Genomic DNA, 18,991 nt, shown 5'->3' with positions numbered 1-18,991 from the left:
AGATGGAGAGAAAAAATGGGTAACTTAGATATTCAAAACCGTTTTATTGAAGATTTATCAATCTCAGCAGACTATGAGAAGGTTGCATCAAAATATCGTGCAATTTTTGAAAAGATTTCACAAGGTGTCGTTGAGCGCGAGCAACAGCGTATATTGCCGTATGAGCAAATAGACTGGTTAAAACATGCGGGTTTTGGTGCATTACGTGTGCCAGTCAAGTTTGGTGGAGATGGGGTGTCTTTACCTCAGTTATTTCAATTGCTCACTGAACTAGCTCAGGCCGATTCAAATATTGTACAAGCATTGCGGGGGCATTTCGCTTTTGTTGAAGATCGATTAAATGCACATAAGTTTAAGAATCAAGAATTATGGTTTAAACGTTTTGTGCAAGGGGATTTGGTGGGGAATGCATGGACTGAAATTGGTCATGTAAAAATTGGTGATGTGATTACCCGTGTGACTCAAAATAATAATCAATTGTTGGTCAATGGGAAGAAGTACTATTCAACAGGTACAATCTTTGCGGATTGGGTTGATTTATTTGCCTATGATGAACGTACTGATCAGCATGTTATTGCAGCGATTTCTCGACATGCTTCTGGGGTTGAAGTACAGGATGATTGGGATGGTTTCGGTCAAAAAACTACGGGGAGTGGCACTTTAACGTTAAGCAATGTTGCAATCGAAGCAGACCATATTTTGCCTTTTGAGCAACGTTTTAAATATCAAACTGCATTCTACCAAGTGATTCATTTGGCGACCTTATCGGGTATTGCACAGTCAGCAGTTGCAACATTTATTCATGAAGTACAAAAGCGTGATCGTATTTTTAGTCATGGCAATGCTGATTTAGTACGTAATGATCCGCAGATTTTACAAGTGATTGGTAAAGCTTCCGCACAAGCCTATGCAAGTGAAAGTATTACCACTCAAACAGCAGAAGCTTTGCAGCGTGCATATATCAGTCACTTTAGTGAATCCGAAGTAAAAAATATTCAAGCAAATAATGATGCTGAATTAGAGGCAGCACAAGGGCAGGTGGTTATTTCTGATTTAGTCTTGGAGTTAACCAGTAAGTTATTTAATGCGCTTGGCGCATCTGCAAGTACCACCACAAAACAACTTGATCGCTTCTGGCGCAATGCGCGGGTCGTATCTTCACATAATCCAGTCGTATATAAGGAAAAAGTGATTGGTGATTGGGAAGTCAATCGTGAACCATTGCCTTTTGTTTGGCAAATTGGAACAAGTCCAAAAGTTGGCGCTGCCTAGAATTTAAATTTTAACCACCTTTAGTCCAAGGCTTGCTTATGCAAGCTTTTGATTTTTATAAAGACCATAAAAAACAATAATTATTGTACTCATGAGTATACAAAATGGCAGATTTGGTACTATGAGGAGAAAACAAAGTTAAGTAGATTAGGGTCTGTTGACACTTCTTCTATGTTTGCGACAACGAGTGTTTTTTAGACGATATGAGGCGCGAAATACGAAATTTAGTCATTCTAAATGAGTAGTTTGTAACGACATAGTGGCAAAAAACACACTAGTCCCGTAGGGTTGTGGCTAAAATTATCTCAGTCTGCGTTATGAAACTCAAAAATAGTCTCGCTATTCTTTTCGTTTCATGCCTTATCTGCTCAATTTTAGCCTACAACGCAAGCCATTTATGAAATATCAACAGACCCTAGTACAGCAAAAAACAAATACAACGAGGAAATCATGTCGCTTAAAGGAAAAACACTTTTTATTACCGGTGCAAGCCGAGGAATAGGGCGAGAGATTGCACTAAAAGCTGCACAAGATGGTGCGAACATTGTGATTGCTGCAAAATCTACACAAGAGCATGCTAAATTAGGAGGCTCGATTTTTACTGTTGCTCAAGAAGTTGAGGCGGAAGGTGGTCAAGCTTTAGCACTTCAACTGGATGTACGTGATCAAGATGCGGTTGCGCTTGCCATGAAACAAGCAGCAGCGCATTTCGGTGGAATTGATATTTTAATTAACAATGCTGGTGCGATTAAACTGTCTGGGGTAGAGACACTTGATCCAAACCGTTTCGATTTAATGTATCAGATTAATACACGTGCTGTGATGGTATGTAGTCAAGCTGCGTTACCGTACTTAAAAAACAGTGACAATCCACATATTTTAAATCTTTCACCGCCGTTAAACTTGGATGAAAAATGGTTTGCCAGCTATGCACCTTATACCATTACTAAATATGGCATGAGTATGCTGACTTTAGGGATGAATCAAGAGTTTGCCAGTTATGGAGTGAGTGTAAACTCACTATGGCCGAGAACGATTATTGCCACAGCTGCAATTGAGTTTTCTTTAGGCGGTAAGCAATTATTTAGCAGAGCTCGTAAACCGAACATTATGGCAGACGCCGCTTATCGTATTTTAAACAGTGAGCAACGTGCTTTAACAGGACGTTTGTTGATTGATGAAGAAATCCTACGAGAGTCGGGTATTACAGATTTTACTGAATATCGCTATGCTGATTCAGAGGATGAGTTGATGGTTGATTTGTTTGTTAAAGAATAATTGCTGAACGGATCGCGCCAATAATTCGTACCGATTTTAAAATCCTGGTTTGATTGTTTAAAATCGGTACATTAAAACATTGGAAATTTTTATAAAAAAGCAGAATATATAATATTGAATCTAAAAATGAGTGAGATGTAATTTCGTGTATGAGTTAGATTGTAAGTTGCTCAGTATTTTTTACTATATCTACAAGTTTAAAAGTGTTTCTGTTGCCGCAGATCATTTAGCGATGAGCCAACCTACAGTAAGCAATATTCTGAACAAAATTCGTGTTCATTATAACGATCCGTTGTTTTTACGGATTGGTAATGAAATGGTGCCTACAGAATTATCTAAACAACTTTATCCTTTGATCAGTGAAGCACTGAGTAAAGTTGAAATTATTAATAATTTTAGTGTGGATTTTGATGAAACAGAATCACAGCAACAATTTACAGTTGCGATGACGGATGTTTCTCACTTAGTTTTATTGCCTAAAATCTCTCAATATCTCAAAGCACATGCACCGCATGTCAAATTAAATGTTCGCGCCATCACCTCTGAAACCAGTTATCAGATGGCAAATGGTGAAATTGATTTGGCGATTGGTTTTTTACCGCAATTAGAAAATGGTTTCTATCAACAAAAATTATTCGAACAATTTTATGTGGTGATTGCATCTAAAGACCATCCACGATTAACTCAACAAAGCATGACCGTTGAGCAGTACTTGAGTGAATCACACATCGATATTGATGCGGGTGTGGGGCATTATCACATCGCCAATGAGTTGTTAAATTTGGATTTAAAACGTGATGTATTGATGCGTATCCCGAGTTATCTTGGTGTTGGATTGGTGGTGCAAGATACTGACTCGATTGCAACCGTTCCTTATTATTTGAGTGAGGTCTTGTTGTCACGAGGAAACTTACAAATTTTTCCAGCACCAATTTCGTTTCCGACTTATTCGATTAAGCAGTATTGGCATATGTCATGTCACCATAAAACTAGCCATCAGTGGTTAAGACATATGTGTTATGAGATTTTTAGTCAGGTGAACTCAATGCCTTTACCCAGTCAGTTATTGGGTCATGCTGATCAGCCTGAAGTTTAGAGGACTTTTAAAACTTAACAGCTTAAGAACAGTTATTCTTTTAACATTAATTCGCTTAATGCTCTGAATCGGTTAGCTTATCAGGTGTCATCAATGCTTGATTGACATAGAGTTTGATTAAGCGTTCACGAGAGCCAATAGACTTTTGATAGTGCGTAGAATTTAACAATAATGATGCGCCATAAGTTACTGTCCAGATATAAGACAAGTAATCACGGATTGACATACTACTGTTTAAGGCTTTGAGATGTGCTCCGAAAAGATCTTTAATTTCTAAAATACGTTGCTCACGTATGCTATAAAGTTCTTCGAATAAGTCTTTGAGTTTACGTTCGTTATTGGTTAGACGCTCTTCAATCACATGCAGTAAAATTGTTCGATTCGAATTTAACATGTTATATAACATGTATTCAGATACATAGATTTTAATATCGTGATGATAGGCTTTAGAAATATCTAAAAGTCGTTTTTCATTCAAAATAATCAGTTCAAGATACAGTTGGTTTTTACTTTTAAAATGTTTATAGATCGTTCCTTTTGCGATATCAAGTTCAGCAGCAAGCTCACTTAACGTAATATCCTGATTATTATCAAGCAATAAGGTTTCTGCCATCGCTAAAATTTTCTCTTTGCGAAGAAGAAAATTCTGTTGGCGCACTGAACTCATTCTATTGATCCAAAACCGCTGATGAAGAACTGGACTCAGAGTATATCAGCTATTTTGCTGATTCAATAAAACTATAGTCCATCATATTCAATAAAATATTTATTTTTTCAATATATTTAGGGTCTGTAGACATTTCATAAATGGCTTGCGTTGTAGGTTAAAATTGAGCAGGCAAGGCATGAAACGAAGAGAATAGCGAGACTATTTTTGAGTTTCATAACGTAGGCTGAGATAATTTTAGCCACAACCCTGAGCAAGAACAAAGCACTGCTTTGTTTGCAGCGCAAGGCGCAGCGGGGGACTAGCGTGTTTTTTGCCGCTACGTNCCACAACCCTGAGCAAGAACAAAGCACTGCTTTGTTTGCAGCGCAAGGCGCAGCGGGGGACTAGCGTGTTTTTTGCCGCTACGTCGTTACGAACTACTCATTTAGAATGACTAAATTTCGTATTTCGCGCCTCATATCGGCTAAAAAACACACGTCGTCGCAAACATAGACGAATTGTCAACAGACCCTACTGATTTAGATTTTATATAAGCAAATTAGCGATGTTAAAAAAATTAATGAACAATTTATAAAACCTAAACTTAAGTATGGTCATACAATGAATATAAAGAAACTGTAAGAGATGTACCGTTTAAAAACAGCTTTAGTCAGCAACGACTTTACAAAAAAACCTGATCATTTGATCAGGTTATTCTTTTTAATAAAGGTCTTAGAAATTAATCCGCGCGGCGCCAAATGGTACCTTGACGTGTATCTTCCAGTACTACACCTTGAGCAAGCAAAGACTGACGGATTTCATCTGCACGGGCAAAGTCTTTATTTTTCTTGGCATCAACACGTTGTTGAATGAAATCTTCAATATCAGCTTCGGATAAACCAAGTGCTTCTTGACCAATGTCTGATTTTAAAAACTCATCTACATTGTATTGAACCAAGCCAAGAATATTGGTCAAGTGGCGTAAAGTAGAATAATAAAGCGTAGATTGCGCTGCATTCTCTTCTTTAACCGCACGATTCAATTCTTTAATAATTTCGAATAAAACTGCAATTGCTTCAGATGTATTGAAGTCATCACGCATTGCTGAATTAAAGCGCTCGACGAGCGTTTCATCTAACAGATCTGTGGTTTTATCGCCATAGACTTGTTGATATGCTTTAAATGCATGATAAAAACGAGAAAGCGTAGTTTTTGCTTCTTTTAGTGCAAAGTCCGAGAAGTTTACAGGGCTACGATAGTGTGATGACACAATAAAATAACGAATCACTTCAGGATGAAATTTCTCCATCACATCACGAATGGTAAAGAAGTTGCCTAAAGATTTAGACATTTTTTCACCATCGACATTGATAAAGCCAACATGCATCCAGTAGTTTACATATTGTTCATCTGTTGCTGCTTCTGATTGCGCAATTTCATTTTCATGATGTGGGAATAAAAGATCTGAACCACCACCATGAATATCGAAATGATTGCCTAAGCAGCAAGTTGACATTGCTGAGCATTCAATATGCCAACCTGGACGGCCATTACCCCAAGGTGAAGCCCATGATGGCTCATTTTCTTTAGCATGTTTCCATAGCACAAAGTCAAATGGATGTTTCTTCTCAACTTCAACATCAACACGTTCAGAAGCGCCAGCTTGCATATCGTCAAGTTTACGTCCTGAAAGTCGGCCATAGTTCTTAAATTTTTCAACTTCAAAATACACATCGCCATTTGCAGAAGGGTAAGCCGTGCCTTTATTGACAAGGTTACCAATCATATTCTGCATTTGATCGATGTAATCTGTTGCGCGTGGTGCCTCATCAGGTGCTAAGCATCCTAGGTTTTCGGCATCGTCATTCATCGCCTTGATAAAACGATCGGTCAAAGCTGTAATGCTTTCGCTATTTTCATTGGCACGCGCAATAATTTTGTCATCGATATCTGTGATGTTACGAACGTATTTAACATTCCAACCTTGGCTACGTAAAAAACGAATAATGTAGTCAAAAGCAACCATCACCCGAGCATGGCCTATATGACAGTAATCATAAACTGTCATACCGCACACATACATGTCGATATGTCCTTCTTTACGGGGAACAAATTCAACTTTTTTTCGTTGCTCAGAGTTGTAAAGAACAAATGGTTGCATAGGTTTTCTAAAGGCTTCAATAAAATGATGATTAATCTTAACCTAAGCTCCATATTTCATAAAGTTTTATACGTTATTTTTCTAAGAAAATGAAATTTATACATTTAGGAAAGCAGCCTATTGTATTGCTATGCTAAAATAGCAAAAATATTCCATTCGATATTCAAAACTCTTTATTAGAGTTAAGGTTAGCCCATTTTGAATCCTGAAAATAAATCAAATCAAGTTGATTTTCAAAAAGTTGCACTTGAAACTTTACGCATTGAAGAACATGCCATAGAGATTTTAGCGACTCAAATTGATGAACGCTTTACGCGCGCATGTGAAATTATTTTACAATGCCAAGGTCGTTTAGTGATTACGGGTATGGGGAAATCTGGGCATATTGGGCGGAAAATGGCAGCAACTTTCGCATCAACAGGGACACCATCATTCTTTATGCATCCTGGTGAAGCAGGGCATGGCGATTTGGGTATGTTGGTCAAAGGTGACGTGTTGATTGCAATTTCAAACTCTGGAAAGAGTGATGAGATTATGATGTTGATGCCACTGATTAAGTATTTGGAAGTGCCTTTGATCACCATCAGCGGTGATGACAAAGGACCTATGCCACAAAATGCAGATGTTGCGTTGACACTTGGAAATATCAAAGAAGCATGTCCATTAGGTTTGGCACCAACCTCAAGTACTACTGCAACATTGGTATTGGGCGATGCACTGGCTGTGGCATTATTAGATGCACGTGGTTTTACTGCAGATGATTTTGCAATGTCACATCCTGCGGGTGCGTTGGGTAAACGATTGTTGTTACATGTTAAACATTTGATGCGTACAGGCACTGATTTACCTAAAGTATTTCCTGATACACCAATGAATAAAGTTTTGTACGAAATTTCTAACAAGCGTTTAGGTTTAACCACTGTTGTCGATGAAAATGATACTTTATTGGGCATATTTACCGATGGTGATTTACGTCGTTTAATTGATAGACAGCAAGGTTTTGATGTGAACTTGCCTGTTTCCGCGGTCATGGTTCAAAACCCTTCAACCATTTCTAAAGAAGCACGTGCAGTTGAAGCTTTAGAAAAAATGAATGAAAAGAAAATTAGTCAATTTATTGTCGTCGATGATGCCAATAAAGTGATTGGTGTAATTAGTATGCATGACCTGATTCAAGCTGGAGTAAATTAATCAATGGCTTCTTATGTTTTACTGGAACAAGCGCGTCATATTGAAGCATTGGTTTTAGATGTAGATGGTATTTTGAGTGATGGTTTTGTGACGTTGACCAATACAGGGGATGAAATTAAATCCTTTGATATTCGTGACGGATTGGGCATGAAACTGGTGCAAAAATCTGGGATTAAAGTCATCATTATCACAGGACGTAAAAGCAATATTGTTGAAAAACGTATGGCTGATCTGGGGGTGGATTTGGTCTTTCAAGGTCGTGAAGACAAAGGGACTGCACTTAAAGAAGCTTGTGCTCAATTCAATTTAGATCCTGAAGACTGTTTATATATGGGCGATGATTGGCCAGATCTTTCTGCCTTTGCAATTGCAGGAATGAAAGTCACTGTACCCAATGGGCATGTTGAGGTGCGTCGTCGAGCAGATTTAGTCACTCAGGCGATGGGTGGGCGTGGAGCTGTGCGTGAAGTCTGTGATATGTTGCTGATGGCAAAAGGCACTTACCAAGAATTACTTGAAAAATATACAGCTATACCGCATTAATAGCGTAAATTCAGATTGATCAAATGTTGAATGTAATTTATGGATACTAAGGTTTTATATGTGACTGCAGTTGTCATCGCGGCAATCAGTGGTGGCTATTACTATTACAGTGGAAAAGGCAAAAAGTTGGATGCGAATTCAGCAAAAAGCATGACGTATACTGCTGAGGGTATCCAGTTGGTTCAAACAGATGAAAAGGGTAATCTTTATGTTCGTGCTCAAGTGGATCGTTTAGAGCAGGATTTACAAAGAAAAACTTCAACATTGAGTAATCTCAATGCTTCGATGTTTCATCAAAATAAAGTAGATTCAACTTTTTTTGCAAAAGAAGCACGAGGATTTAATGACAATGAAAAAGTCGTTTTATCTGGACAAGTTAAAGCGACCAAGATTGGTGAACGAGGGACCATGGAATTTCAAACAGACGAGTTAACGGGTTACCCTAAAATACGTCAGTTTGAAACGACTCACCAAGTGACTGTTAATGCACCTGATGCAGAATTTATTAGTCAGGGTTTAAAAGCTGATTTAAACCAAGGTCAATATGAATTTGCACATATTCGAGGAAAGTATGTACCTAACTAAGCCTTTTTCAATGAAACAATCTTTCCTAATAAAAGCGATCTGCACTGCCGGTTTAATGGGCTTGTCTGCAGCAGCATTTGCATTACCGTCAGATCGTAATCAGCCAATTTCATTGGTTGCAGATAAAGCAACCTATAATGAAGCTGCGGGTGTAACGACATATACCGGTAATGTCATCATTGAGCAAGGTACTATGAAGCTTCAAGCTGCTTCAATTGTGGCTCAATTGAATAAAAATAAGCAAATTAGTACCATTACTGCCACTGGGGGCCCAGCAAAGTTTCAACAACAAGTTGATACGGCTAAGGGTGTTGCTCGTGGAGAAGCGCAAAAAATTATTTATAATGCTGAAACAGGTATTATTAATCTGATTGGTAATGCTTATTTATATCAAGATGGAGCAAGTATTCGCAGTAGTTCATTAAAATACAGTATGAACAAAGGTGATATTGAGGCTTCGGGTAGTTCAAATAGCACAGGTTCAGCGAAAGGACGTGTACAAATTATTATTCCGCCAAATAGCACCAAGTCTTTCCCTGGAGCGCGTGATTAATGACAGCATCGAATCAGCTTCAAGTACTTTGTATCAAACATTTAGCAAAAGTTTATAGTAAACGCTGGGTGGTCAAAGATGTTTCATTTAGTATGCAAAGTGGACAGATTGTGGGTTTGCTTGGGCCGAATGGTGCGGGTAAAACCACCAGCTTCTATATGGTTGTTGGTTTGGTGCGAATGGATAAAGGCGAAATTCATCTTGATAATGAAGATATTTCTGATTTAGCTATGCATCAGCGTGCACGTAAAGGGATTGGTTATCTTCCACAGGAAGCTTCAATTTTCAGGAAGCTAACCATTGCTGAAAATATCATGGCCATCCTTGAAACACGCAAAGACTTAGATAAACAGCAGCGTCAACAACGTCTCAAAGAATTATTAGAAGATTTTAAAATTACCCATATTAAAGATTCTCTTGGAATGAGTGTGTCAGGTGGTGAGCGCCGCCGTGCAGAGATCGCACGCGCACTTGCAGCAGATCCAAAATTTATGCTTTTGGATGAACCTTTTGCAGGTGTCGATCCAATCTCGGTAGGTGATATTAAAGATATTATTCGCCAGTTAAAAGATCGTGGGATCGGGGTTTTGATTACCGACCATAATGTTCGTGAAACCTTAGCGATTTGTGAGCATGCTTATATTGTGAGTGAAGGTGCTGTGATTGCGGAAGGTACGCCAGAAGAAGTGTTGGCAGATGAAACCGTGCGCCAAGTGTATTTGGGTGATGATTTTACTGTCTAACGACTCAGCGTTTTTAAAAAGATGAAGGACTTCCTTCATCTTTTTTTTTGCTTTTTGTGAGGTATATTTTAAAAAAAATCAGTTTTTATTCAATATTTCATTAATTATTATTTCATTAAAATTTAACAACATAGTTTTAATGTGATGGTTGTCACAGATAAAGAAATGTGTTACATGTTTTGTTTAAATTTTAATCTAAGCTAAATTCTTAAGTTTCTATAATACCCATAAAATTTAAATGGGAATTTCATATTTTTAAACGCTATGAGTTGTATAAAAATAACAGGCTATTTTTTTTAAAGTAGATAAAATTATTAATAAAATTTAAATAAATTTATAAAAGTGATTGTTGGTAATGTCAGTAATGAATATAAAGTGATAATTAAATTTAATCTCAATAAATTAGCAAAATAAACAAGTAAGATTTTAATTAAATGATAATTGCATCACAATGTAATGGTTTTAAAAAAGTTCAATCATTTAGCTATTATAGACAAGCACAGTTTTTTATATGTATATGTGATTTTAATATTAAAAATATACACTTGTGAAATTTATCTCACTTATTTATCTTTTTTGCATAACAGTAAATTATAAGACGGAAAAAATATTATGAAAAACATCACTATTTATGAAAAAGGAACAGCTAAAGTTCTTACTCAAGATTTAGTTAATAAACACTACTCAGTGTATAAAGTAAATCTTGATAGCGCAGAAATAGCCAAGATTGTAAAAGTTAATAATAATTTGGAGGTTTATTTACAAAATGGAGAAAAAGTTGTTATTGATGATTTCTTTATTGGTGAAAAACCAAAAGAATTTACAATAGAAACTTCAGATGGAAAGCATTATTTACTTAACTTTCTTGAATTTGATGAGAGTGGTACAGTTACTAAAATTGATTATTTAGGGATTACAGATTTTCAAGAATACTTAGTTGGTGATCATTCTGTTGCACCAGCATGGGCATGGATTGCAGCTGGAGCAGGAGTGATCGGTATTGCAGCAGCGTCAGGAGGGAGTGGTGGTTCAAACCATTCTGGAAATGGTGATAAAACTGGACCGAAACTTACCTATGATATTTTAGATAATCAGAAAATTAAAATCACTGTAGATGAAGCAAGTAAGATTACAATAGTCGATGCGAGTGGTAAAATAATTGGGTCAGGACAACTAAATCAAGCAGGTGGGCTTGAAATTAATTTAACAAGACCTTTGGTTGATAATGAAAAAATTACAATTACAGCAATAGATAATGCAGGAAATAAAACAACTGAAACAATAAATGTTGGGGACGTTACAAAACCTGAAGTCGAAATAAATATTGTTGATAATGACACTATTCAGGTCAATTCAAATGAACCTGGCAGTAAAGTTATAATTAAAAATGAAGCAGGACAAACAATTGCTGAGGGGATAATTGGACCTGATGGAAAATTAATAGTTGATTTAAATACCCCTTTAAATGATGGCAGTAAAATTATTGTTGATGTTATTGATGCTGCAGGTAATCAAACAGAAAAAGTAATTACAGTAGGCGATGTAACACCGCCAAATATTAGTACAACTATTCAAGATGCAACCCATATTCAAGTTACTTCAAATGAAGCTGGTCAAGTTAAAATCACGGATAGTCATGGTAATGTAATTGGTACGGGTACAATCACAGGTAATAACACGGTTGATAATATCCAGTTAACCCGACCACTTACAGATGGTGAAAAAGTTACGGTCACTGTGACAGATGGTGCTGGTAATCCAAAAGCGATTGAAATTACAGCAGGTGATGTAACTGCACCAGTGATCACTACAACCATTCAAGATGCGACCCATGTTGAAGTTATTTCAAATGAAATAGGTCAAGTTAAAATCACAGATAGTTCAGGTAATGTGATTGGAACAGGAACGGCAACGGGGAATGGTGTTGTTGATAACATCCAGTTAACACGACCACTTACAGATGGTGAAAAAATTACGGTCACTGTGACAGATGGTGCTGGTAATCCAAAAGCGATTGAAATTACAGCAGGTGATGTCACAAATCCACAATTCCAATCTTCGCATGTGGATAGTACAGGAACACAATTGACCCTTACCTACAGTGAAACCCTTGATCCATTACATCCACCCGTTGCTGGTAACTTCACAGTGACTGTAGACGGTCAAGTGGTACCTGTAACYGGTGTTACAGTAAATGGCTCTACCGTGGTGTTGACTTTGGGTACACCAGTCACAGCAGGTCAAGCGGTGCAAGTGGTGTTACAGTAAATGGCTCTACCGTGGTGTTGACTTTGGGTACACCAGTCACAGCAGGTCAAGCGGTGCAAGTGGGTTATACCGATCCATCGGCAGCCAATGATCCGAATGCGATTCAAGACATTGCGGGYAATGATGCCGCAACACTTCCAGCCACCACAGTGGATAATGGTTCAACTGTGCCTGGTGGTGATACCACAGCACCGACCTTTGTCAGTGCAGCACTAGATACAGCCGGCACATCGCTCACSTTGACCTATAGTGAAGCACTAGACGGTAACAACTTGCCGCCATTAAACAGTTTCGTGGTCACCGCAGACGGTCAAGTGGTACCTGTAACCTATACCGATCCAACAGCAGGTAATGATCCGAATGCGATTCAAGACATTGCGGGCAATGATGCAGTAACCCTTCCACCAACTTCAGTGACCAATGGTTCGGTTATTCCGAGCGATACTACAGCACCAACATTTGTCAATGCGACAGTTGATCCATTGGGTACGACCTTAACGCTGAACTACAATGAAGCACTTGATCCATTAAATCCACCAGTTGCAGGCGACTTCGCAGTGACAGCGGATGGTCAAGTGGTTGCGATCACGGGTGTGTTAGTGGTGGGCAGTAGCGTGGTGTTAACCTTGGGTGCTCCAGTGACCTTAGGTCAAGCGGTGCAAGTRGGTTATACCGATCCAACAGCAGGTAATGATCCGAATGCGATTCAAGACATTGCGGGCAATGATGCAGTAACCCTTCCACCAACTTCAGTGACCAATGGTTCNTATACCGATCCAACAGCAGGTAATGATCCGAATGCGATTCAAGACATTGCGGGCAATGATGCAGTAACCCTTCCACCAACTTCAGTGACCAATGGTTCGATTGTTCTTCCACCACTTAATGCTGTAAATGATGAATTTGCATTAGATCTAGGTCAGGAAACTCGTCTAGATCGTACAGAAGTTGCAGGTTCAGATATCGCAGTTGTTGATATCTTGGGGAATAATGCTACTGGTCTAGATTTTTCAATTCCACAAACGACAGGAAGTGCAGGTAAGGGAGCGACAGGTAATATTTCTGTCACAGTTTCACAACAAGATCTGATTTCGGTCGGTGAGGCTGTTCAAATTGTTATTTATCAGCAAACTACCAATGGACCGGTGGAGGTTGCACGTGGTACCAGTCAAGGTGGTATTGTCACTGTGGGTGGTATTGGAATCATTGGTGTCGTAAATAGTAACGACTCAATTAAGCTTGATTTCACTAATTTACCTGAAGGTGATTATACGGTTGCAGTTCAGGCTGATGATAGTGCTCTAACAACTTTACTCAAAGATGTTGCTATTACTGACCTTGGTGGTGAAGGAGAAATTCTTGGTGCTTCAAATGCGGCAGCTATCGGGGCAGCAATTAATACAGTACTTGGCCCATTAGGTGCTCCAGTTCTCGCTTTAGTCAATACAATTTTAATTCCTGTAAATACACTCGGTTTACCGCTTTCAAGTGTCGTTAACCAACTATTAAATGTATTGCCAATTAGCGTAATTGATTACATTGTTGACGCGGCTGTTGCACCTTTATTATCAAACTTATTAACGATTTACGAAAAAACAAATATTAGCGTAACTGGAACTGAAGAGGTTTTTGCGAACTATGCAGTGACAGGTAATGTTTTTGCTGATAATGGAAATGGTCAAGATGTAGTTGGTGGTGGTTCGATCACTGAAATAGATGGTGCGTCTGTTGCACAAGGTAGTGTTACGATTCAAGGAGAGTATGGAAGTCTTGAAATTAACACACTAACTGGAGTCTTTACTTATACTGTGACAGCAGGAGAAGCGGCTGTTGGAAAAACTGAAATATTTGATTATAAACTGTCCAATGGATCAACATCTGATACGGCTCAAATCATTATTAATATTGCAGGAACACCAGCAGATCCAGGTGAATTAACACCTCCAGATTATGTTGATCAAGTTGTTGCCCGTGACGACCTTGCAACTGTTAAAAATTATCATGAATCCGTGGGTGATGATGTTGGTGTACATGGCAGAGCTTCACAATTGCTGGGCGTAAATTTACTTGGATTAAATATCTCTTTAGGTAATACCGTACCATTTAATTTTGAAGTTGAAGAAAACTGCACGTCAAGTATTCATGTCAATGTAAGCGGTAGCGTTGTAAGTGCTGCGATAGGCGGTCTTATTGGTGCTTTATTGGGTACGGCAGATAAGTTTTTCAATGCTGTACTTGAACGTCAATATGTGGATGAAAATGGTGTAATACAAAAAGAACACTTCATAGTGGAAGATGCTGTAAAGCTAACACCACCTGGATTGTTGGGCATTATCTTTAATTATTCTGGTCAGATTAATTTAGATAATTTACCACCAGGTGTTTATACCATCGCACTGCAAGAGAAACCAACGGATTCTGGTTTATTACAACAAATCTTGAATTTATTGGATTCAACAGCATCTGCCCAGTTATTTGGTGGTGTTGAACTAACCATGCAAGATCAAACCAATAAATATTTGGGTTCAAGTACCATAGAAGGAAATGTAATTTCAAGTGTGGATGGTGCAGATGAAGTAAATACAACAACATTTGTTACTAAAGTGGCCAATGAGGTTGGTGATCCTGCAGTCACATTATCTGGTGCAAACACGGTTGTGGTTGGTGCTTACGGAACACTTTATATTTCTCCAAACGGACATTATAAATATGTAAGTAATGGTGATCCTGCGGATATTGGCAAGGTAGATACATTCACCTATACGATTAGGGACTTCAATGGTAGTGAAGCAACAGCGAATTTGAATATTCGTATTGATGGTGATAACTCAGGTGTAGTTTGGGATAATACAAATCCAGAAAATGATGTATCTCTCCCAGCTCCAATCATTCTAGATAATGCAGAGCATGTGGCTATTGGTGCTGTATCGAATGTGGTGCAAACAGTAAGTGAAGCGAATCAAGGTGCTAGTTTTGCAGTGGCAGGTACATTAGGTGGTGGTGGTGGTACTTATGTTCCGACGACATTTAATGTAGCAAATACAGACTCTTCGCATGTTGTAGTTAAAGTAAATATCCCACCACTTTCAGTTTCTCTATTGCCAACGATTGTTCTTACAATCAAAGATCAAAATGGTACAGTAGTTGGGACGATAACCGGTAAGCCTCTTCTCAACGCACTTGGAAGTTCAATAACTGTCGACATGCCTAATTTAGGCCCAGGAACCTATACAATTACGGCATCTGCATCGGGTAATATAGGTTTAGGATTTAATGCTACAGTGAGCTTAGCGCAAGACATTACTCACTATAATGAAATTGCCCCAGTAACTGCTGCTGCAATTACTGGCAATATGTTGACAGATGATATCTATAATTCATCTTATGCTAAATTCAGTATTGATACTGGTAATGGGCAGTTTGTAGAGGTGGGTTATAATGGTGTGACGGTGCAAGGTGAGCATGGCAGTCTGTTCGTGAAAAGTGATGGAAGCTATGTTTATACACCGAGTGCTGACGTAATTGGTCGTCAAGAAGTATTTGATTATAAACTCTCTGTTTTTGGTCAAGATCATACAGCATCTCTTACAGTAACTGTTGATGCAATAACCACTGGTGATGCTCTACGCAATACACTGATTAGTGGTGAACTGAATGATACCTTTACTGGTAATGGTGGTTCAGATGTGCTTGTATATCATGTATTAGAAAGTGCAAGTGCTAGTGGTGGAAATGGCGTCGATCATTGGTCAGACTTCCATTCTGGAAATGTGAACACTGATACGAATGCAGACATCATTGATATTTCTGATTTACTGATTGGTTTTAACAGTGCCAATATCACAGCTGATTTAACAGCATCGGCAAACTATTTGAAAAACTATCTTGGTGTAAGAGTTGATGGTAATAATGTCACACTCACCCTAGATCGTGATGGTGCAGGAACTACATACACTGGTAAAACTGATTTACTCCAATTGGATAATTTGGCGCAATCAGGTGCTGCATTTAACGGCAAAACTGAAGATGATATTTTGAAACTCTTGCTCCAAAATCATCAGCTTGTCCTGTAATTTATTGAGTGAATAGAAAAAACCCTAAGTTCGCTTAGGGTTTTTTATTATCCAATGTATTTTAAAAGCACGTTATAATGGTAATATATTGAGTTTGAATGTTTTATTTTCATTATGGTTTATACACTTGTATCCGAAACGATTTTTGAGGAAGATATTAAAAAGAGTCGATTTCAAGCCATTTCAGCGCCTGTTGAAAATGAACAGCAAGTTAAAATGTTTCTGGAAAAACATTTAGATCTAACAACAACACATCAATGCTGGGCATGGAAAATAGGTCATAATGTTCGTTTTAATGACGATGGTGAACCTTCAGGTACAGCAGGTCGCCCAATCCTTGCGACCATTGAGGGCAATGATTTAGCCAATGCAATTGTATTGGTCAATCGCTGGTATGGTGGTATCAAGTTGGGTACAGGCGGTTTAGTTCGTGCTTATGGTGGCTGTGCAGGGCAATGTTTGCTTTTGGCTGAAAAAATAGAACTGATTGAAAAGAAGAAAATTTATTTTCAATGCCAATTCAGCGAATGGTCAATTTTTCAGTATGAATTGAATACTCAAGACATTGAATATAAAGAACAATATACTGCTGATGGGGTTGAAGTTGAGGCATTATTACAAATACATCAAATTGATCCACTTAAGTTAAAAATTCAAGATGTAACGCGTGGGCGTGAGCAACTTAAATTGTTGGAAGACGTTGATGATTGAACAAGACCCATTATTGAAATATCGCGAACAACATAAGCATCGCTTAAATTATATGCCGTGGCTGTATTATTCACTTAAACCGAAAAATCGAGTTTGGGCGGAGCAGTGGCAGCAGCAGTATCAAGCGTATTTAATGGCTATGGAAACCGTTGAAATAGGTCAAAATTGCTTTATTTCACCATTGGCGCATATATTTGCTGAGCCTGGACGGAAAATTGTCATTGGGGATGATACTTTTATTGCGGCAGATTGTACCTTGCATGGACCGTTAGAGATTGGTAATGAAGTCGCGATCAACCATCATTGTATTTTGGATGGGGGTAAAGTCGGTATTAAATTGCATGATCAAGTTCGTATAGCCGCCTATTGTCATCTTTATGCTTTTGATCATGGGATGGATTTGAGTATTCCTGTTTATCAACAAGCTGTGACTTCCAAAGGCATTGAAATTGGTCAGGATGTTTGGTTGGGCGCGCATGTTGGTGTGAAAGATGGTGTAAAAATTGCTTCACATGCGGTGATTGGAATGAATAGTATGGTTACTAAAAATGTAGCTGAACGAGAAATTGTGGCAGGGAACCCAGCGCGTTTTATTCGTTATCGTGAATGAACGCACAGTTTGTACAAATACATAATTAAATTATGGGATTAATTACATAAAGTTGTCCAAACTTATAAAAACTTATGCTAATTTAAAACAATAATATAGACCCAAAGCTGTAAAGCTAAAGCGAGGTTAAAATGAACAGAGTAGTGGCTTGTATTGACTCTTCTCCGTGCATCAATGCATTGGCAGAAGCAGCCGCATGGATTGCTCAAAAAACTGGTCGTGAACTGGTTTTATTGCAAGTATTGGATTATTACCCTGCAAGTTATCATTTAGGGGAAATTAGTGGGGTAATTGGCTTTGAAAGTAATGCGATGTTACTTAAAGAGCTGGCTGAACTTGAACAAAAGCAAAGTGAGTTAGCACTGGATTACAGTAATAATTTACTCAAGCATATTTCTGAAATGATTCAAGAAAAATACAATATCACACCGATTCAAATTCAAGCCAAAGGTGATTTTCTCGAACAAAGCTTCAATGAATTGACTGAAGATGATATCGCTGTCATCGGTCGAGTGGGTGAGCGTTCAGCTGAGAAGAATAAAATACTGGGCAGTAATGTTGAAAACTTTATTCGTGGAACGAAAAGTACGGTATTAACCGTTGGGCAAACATTTAAACCACCTACACGGTTTATTTTTGCTTATGAGCTTTCAGAAACATGTCAAAAAATGCTAAAACGTGTTGAAAAAAGTGATTTGCTTAAACTTTTGCAATGCCATTTACTCTATGTTGGTGATCATCCTGAAATTCTTAATGAGCCTGCGCAACGTTTAAAAGATGCGGGTTTGGATGTGGTGGTAGAGTACCGTTATGGTGATGTTGCTGAAAATATTTTGGATTATCAAGATCAGCATCAAATTCAATTGATTGTTTTAGGTGCATTTAGTCATAGTAAAATTCATCAGTTCTTTTTGGGTAGTGTAACCACCACTATTTTTAGAAATGCTGCAGTTCCATTGTTGGTCGCAAAATAAGTTTGATTTGAAGATGAAAGACAACGCGATTAAGCAATCGAGATTGAGTTAAATGACCGATCAAACAGAAGAGATGAAATGCCACAAATAATATGATTTGTGGCATTTTTTTTGATTAAAAAATTTGATAAAAATATTGCATTTTGAAATGCAAGCACTTTTTTATGAACCATGAATTTAACTGGTTGAAAATTAATCGACGATTAAAAGTATTTTATTTTCATGGGTTTATTAAAGCATTATTGAGTTATCCACAATTCTACAAACAAGTTCAGGGGATAACT

At 38.0% G+C, this 18,991-nt stretch carries 15 protein-coding genes and 1 pseudogene; 14 read left to right on the top strand and 2 right to left on the bottom strand.

The genetic code is table 11. The annotated features are described in order from the left end of the window. Nucleotides 1-15 precede the first annotated feature (15 nt). From ASC84_RS04180 to ASC84_RS04170, 3 genes are all read left to right on the top strand, one after another. The gene (locus tag ASC84_RS04180) at nucleotides 16-1,272 is read left to right on the top strand and encodes an acyl-CoA dehydrogenase family protein (protein ID WP_056512056.1); all 1,257 of its coding nucleotides are present in this window, start codon (nucleotides 16-18) and stop codon (nucleotides 1,270-1,272) included. A gap of 450 nt (nucleotides 1,273-1,722) precedes the next feature. Beyond that, nucleotides 1,723-2,550: an NAD(P)-dependent oxidoreductase gene (locus ASC84_RS04175; protein ID WP_056512053.1), complete on the top strand. Its 828-nt coding sequence runs from the start codon at nucleotides 1,723-1,725 to the stop codon at nucleotides 2,548-2,550. Nucleotides 2,551-2,695: 145 nt separating this feature from the next. After that, nucleotides 2,696-3,646, top strand: a complete 951-nt coding sequence (locus ASC84_RS04170) for a LysR family transcriptional regulator (RefSeq protein WP_056512051.1) — start codon at nucleotides 2,696-2,698, stop codon at nucleotides 3,644-3,646. Between the two features lie 55 nt (nucleotides 3,647-3,701). Here the strand turns inward: ASC84_RS04170 and ASC84_RS04165 are convergent, their stop codons facing one another. Both ASC84_RS04165 and cysS read right to left on the bottom strand, forming a co-directional pair. Further along, a complete protein-coding gene (locus ASC84_RS04165; RefSeq protein ID WP_056512047.1) occupies nucleotides 3,702-4,313 on the bottom strand; it encodes a TetR/AcrR family transcriptional regulator in 612 nt (203 codons plus the stop codon). Nucleotides 4,314-5,034: 721 nt separating this feature from the next. Next, nucleotides 5,035-6,456 carry a cysteine--tRNA ligase gene (cysS, locus tag ASC84_RS04160; protein ID WP_056512044.1) on the bottom strand — a complete coding sequence of 474 codons (1,422 nt, stop codon included), beginning with the start codon at nucleotides 6,454-6,456 and terminating at the stop codon, nucleotides 5,035-5,037. A gap of 198 nt (nucleotides 6,457-6,654) precedes the next feature. On the opposite strand from cysS, the gene ASC84_RS04155 reads away from it, so the two are divergent. The 11 genes and pseudogenes from ASC84_RS04155 to ASC84_RS04110 all read left to right on the top strand — a co-directional run bounded on the left by ASC84_RS04155 (nucleotide 6,655) and on the right by ASC84_RS04110 (nucleotide 18,707). Further along, a complete protein-coding gene (locus ASC84_RS04155; RefSeq protein WP_004822585.1) occupies nucleotides 6,655-7,647 on the top strand; it encodes a KpsF/GutQ family sugar-phosphate isomerase in 993 nt (330 codons plus the stop codon). A 3-nt stretch (nucleotides 7,648-7,650) separates the two neighbouring features. After that, nucleotides 7,651-8,190, top strand: coding sequence for an HAD family hydrolase (locus ASC84_RS04150; protein WP_004724342.1), 540 nt, complete (start codon nucleotides 7,651-7,653; stop codon nucleotides 8,188-8,190). Nucleotides 8,191-8,229: 39 nt separating this feature from the next. Then, nucleotides 8,230-8,775, top strand: coding sequence for an LPS export ABC transporter periplasmic protein LptC (gene lptC, locus ASC84_RS04145; protein WP_004724340.1), 546 nt, complete (start codon nucleotides 8,230-8,232; stop codon nucleotides 8,773-8,775). Between the two features lie 10 nt (nucleotides 8,776-8,785). Then, a complete protein-coding gene (gene lptA, locus ASC84_RS04140; protein WP_085942773.1) occupies nucleotides 8,786-9,328 on the top strand; it encodes a lipopolysaccharide transport periplasmic protein LptA in 543 nt (180 codons plus the stop codon). Beyond that, a complete protein-coding gene (lptB, locus tag ASC84_RS04135; protein WP_056512038.1) occupies nucleotides 9,328-10,071 on the top strand; it encodes an LPS export ABC transporter ATP-binding protein in 744 nt (247 codons plus the stop codon). The genes lptA and lptB overlap by 1 nt, the downstream gene beginning before the upstream one ends. A gap of 612 nt (nucleotides 10,072-10,683) precedes the next feature. Next, nucleotides 10,684-12,339 (top strand): Ig-like domain-containing protein, encoded by a 1,656-nt coding sequence (locus tag ASC84_RS04130; protein ID WP_056512035.1) that lies wholly within the window; start codon nucleotides 10,684-10,686, stop codon nucleotides 12,337-12,339. An 11-nt stretch (nucleotides 12,340-12,350) separates the two neighbouring features. Beyond that, nucleotides 12,351-13,105, top strand: a pseudogene (locus ASC84_RS23545) (SwmB domain-containing protein); the annotation flags it as partial. Between the two features lies 1 nt (nucleotide 13,106). After that, the coding region (locus ASC84_RS04125; protein WP_227515087.1) for a type I secretion C-terminal target domain-containing protein at nucleotides 13,107-16,412 on the top strand (3,306 nt) is incomplete at its 5' end. A gap of 114 nt (nucleotides 16,413-16,526) precedes the next feature. After that, nucleotides 16,527-17,123: a YigZ family protein gene (locus ASC84_RS04120; RefSeq protein ID WP_056512032.1), complete on the top strand. Its 597-nt coding sequence runs from the start codon at nucleotides 16,527-16,529 to the stop codon at nucleotides 17,121-17,123. Then, the gene (locus ASC84_RS04115) at nucleotides 17,116-17,733 is read left to right on the top strand and encodes a DapH/DapD/GlmU-related protein (protein ID WP_004719210.1); all 618 of its coding nucleotides are present in this window, start codon (nucleotides 17,116-17,118) and stop codon (nucleotides 17,731-17,733) included. The genes ASC84_RS04120 and ASC84_RS04115 overlap by 8 nt, the downstream gene beginning before the upstream one ends. Nucleotides 17,734-17,864: 131 nt before the next feature. Beyond that, nucleotides 17,865-18,707 (top strand): universal stress protein, encoded by an 843-nt coding sequence (locus ASC84_RS04110; RefSeq protein WP_004719212.1) that lies wholly within the window; start codon nucleotides 17,865-17,867, stop codon nucleotides 18,705-18,707. The last annotated feature ends 284 nt before the right edge of the window (nucleotides 18,708-18,991 follow it).

Origin of the sequence: Acinetobacter sp. Root1280 (genome assembly GCF_001425285.1) — a bacterium.
Lineage (GTDB): Bacteria > Pseudomonadota > Gammaproteobacteria > Pseudomonadales > Moraxellaceae > Acinetobacter > Acinetobacter guillouiae.
Note: the sequence above shows the minus strand (reverse complement) of the source record. Positions and strands in the feature narration are given on the sequence as shown.

Bases quoted from the DNA above. Each gene is read 5' to 3' on its own strand.
- lptA (WP_085942773.1), top strand. From the start codon at position 8,786: ATGAAACAATCTTTCCTAATAAAAGCGATCTGCACTGCCGGTTTAATG.
- ASC84_RS04165 (WP_056512047.1), bottom strand. From the start codon at position 4,313: ATGAGTTCAGTGCGCCAACAGAATTTTCTTCTTCGCAAAGAGAAAATT.
- ASC84_RS04180 (WP_056512056.1), top strand. From the start codon at position 16: ATGGGTAACTTAGATATTCAAAACCGTTTTATTGAAGATTTATCAATC.
- ASC84_RS04115 (WP_004719210.1), top strand. From the start codon at position 17,116: ATGATTGAACAAGACCCATTATTGAAATATCGCGAACAACATAAGCAT.
- lptB (WP_056512038.1), top strand. From the start codon at position 9,328: ATGACAGCATCGAATCAGCTTCAAGTACTTTGTATCAAACATTTAGCA.
- lptC (WP_004724340.1), top strand. From the start codon at position 8,230: ATGGATACTAAGGTTTTATATGTGACTGCAGTTGTCATCGCGGCAATC.
- ASC84_RS04120 (WP_056512032.1), top strand. From the start codon at position 16,527: ATGGTTTATACACTTGTATCCGAAACGATTTTTGAGGAAGATATTAAA.
- cysS (WP_056512044.1), bottom strand. From the start codon at position 6,456: ATGCAACCATTTGTTCTTTACAACTCTGAGCAACGAAAAAAAGTTGAA.
- ASC84_RS04150 (WP_004724342.1), top strand. From the start codon at position 7,651: ATGGCTTCTTATGTTTTACTGGAACAAGCGCGTCATATTGAAGCATTG.
- ASC84_RS04175 (WP_056512053.1), top strand. From the start codon at position 1,723: ATGTCGCTTAAAGGAAAAACACTTTTTATTACCGGTGCAAGCCGAGGA.
- ASC84_RS04110 (WP_004719212.1), top strand. From the start codon at position 17,865: ATGAACAGAGTAGTGGCTTGTATTGACTCTTCTCCGTGCATCAATGCA.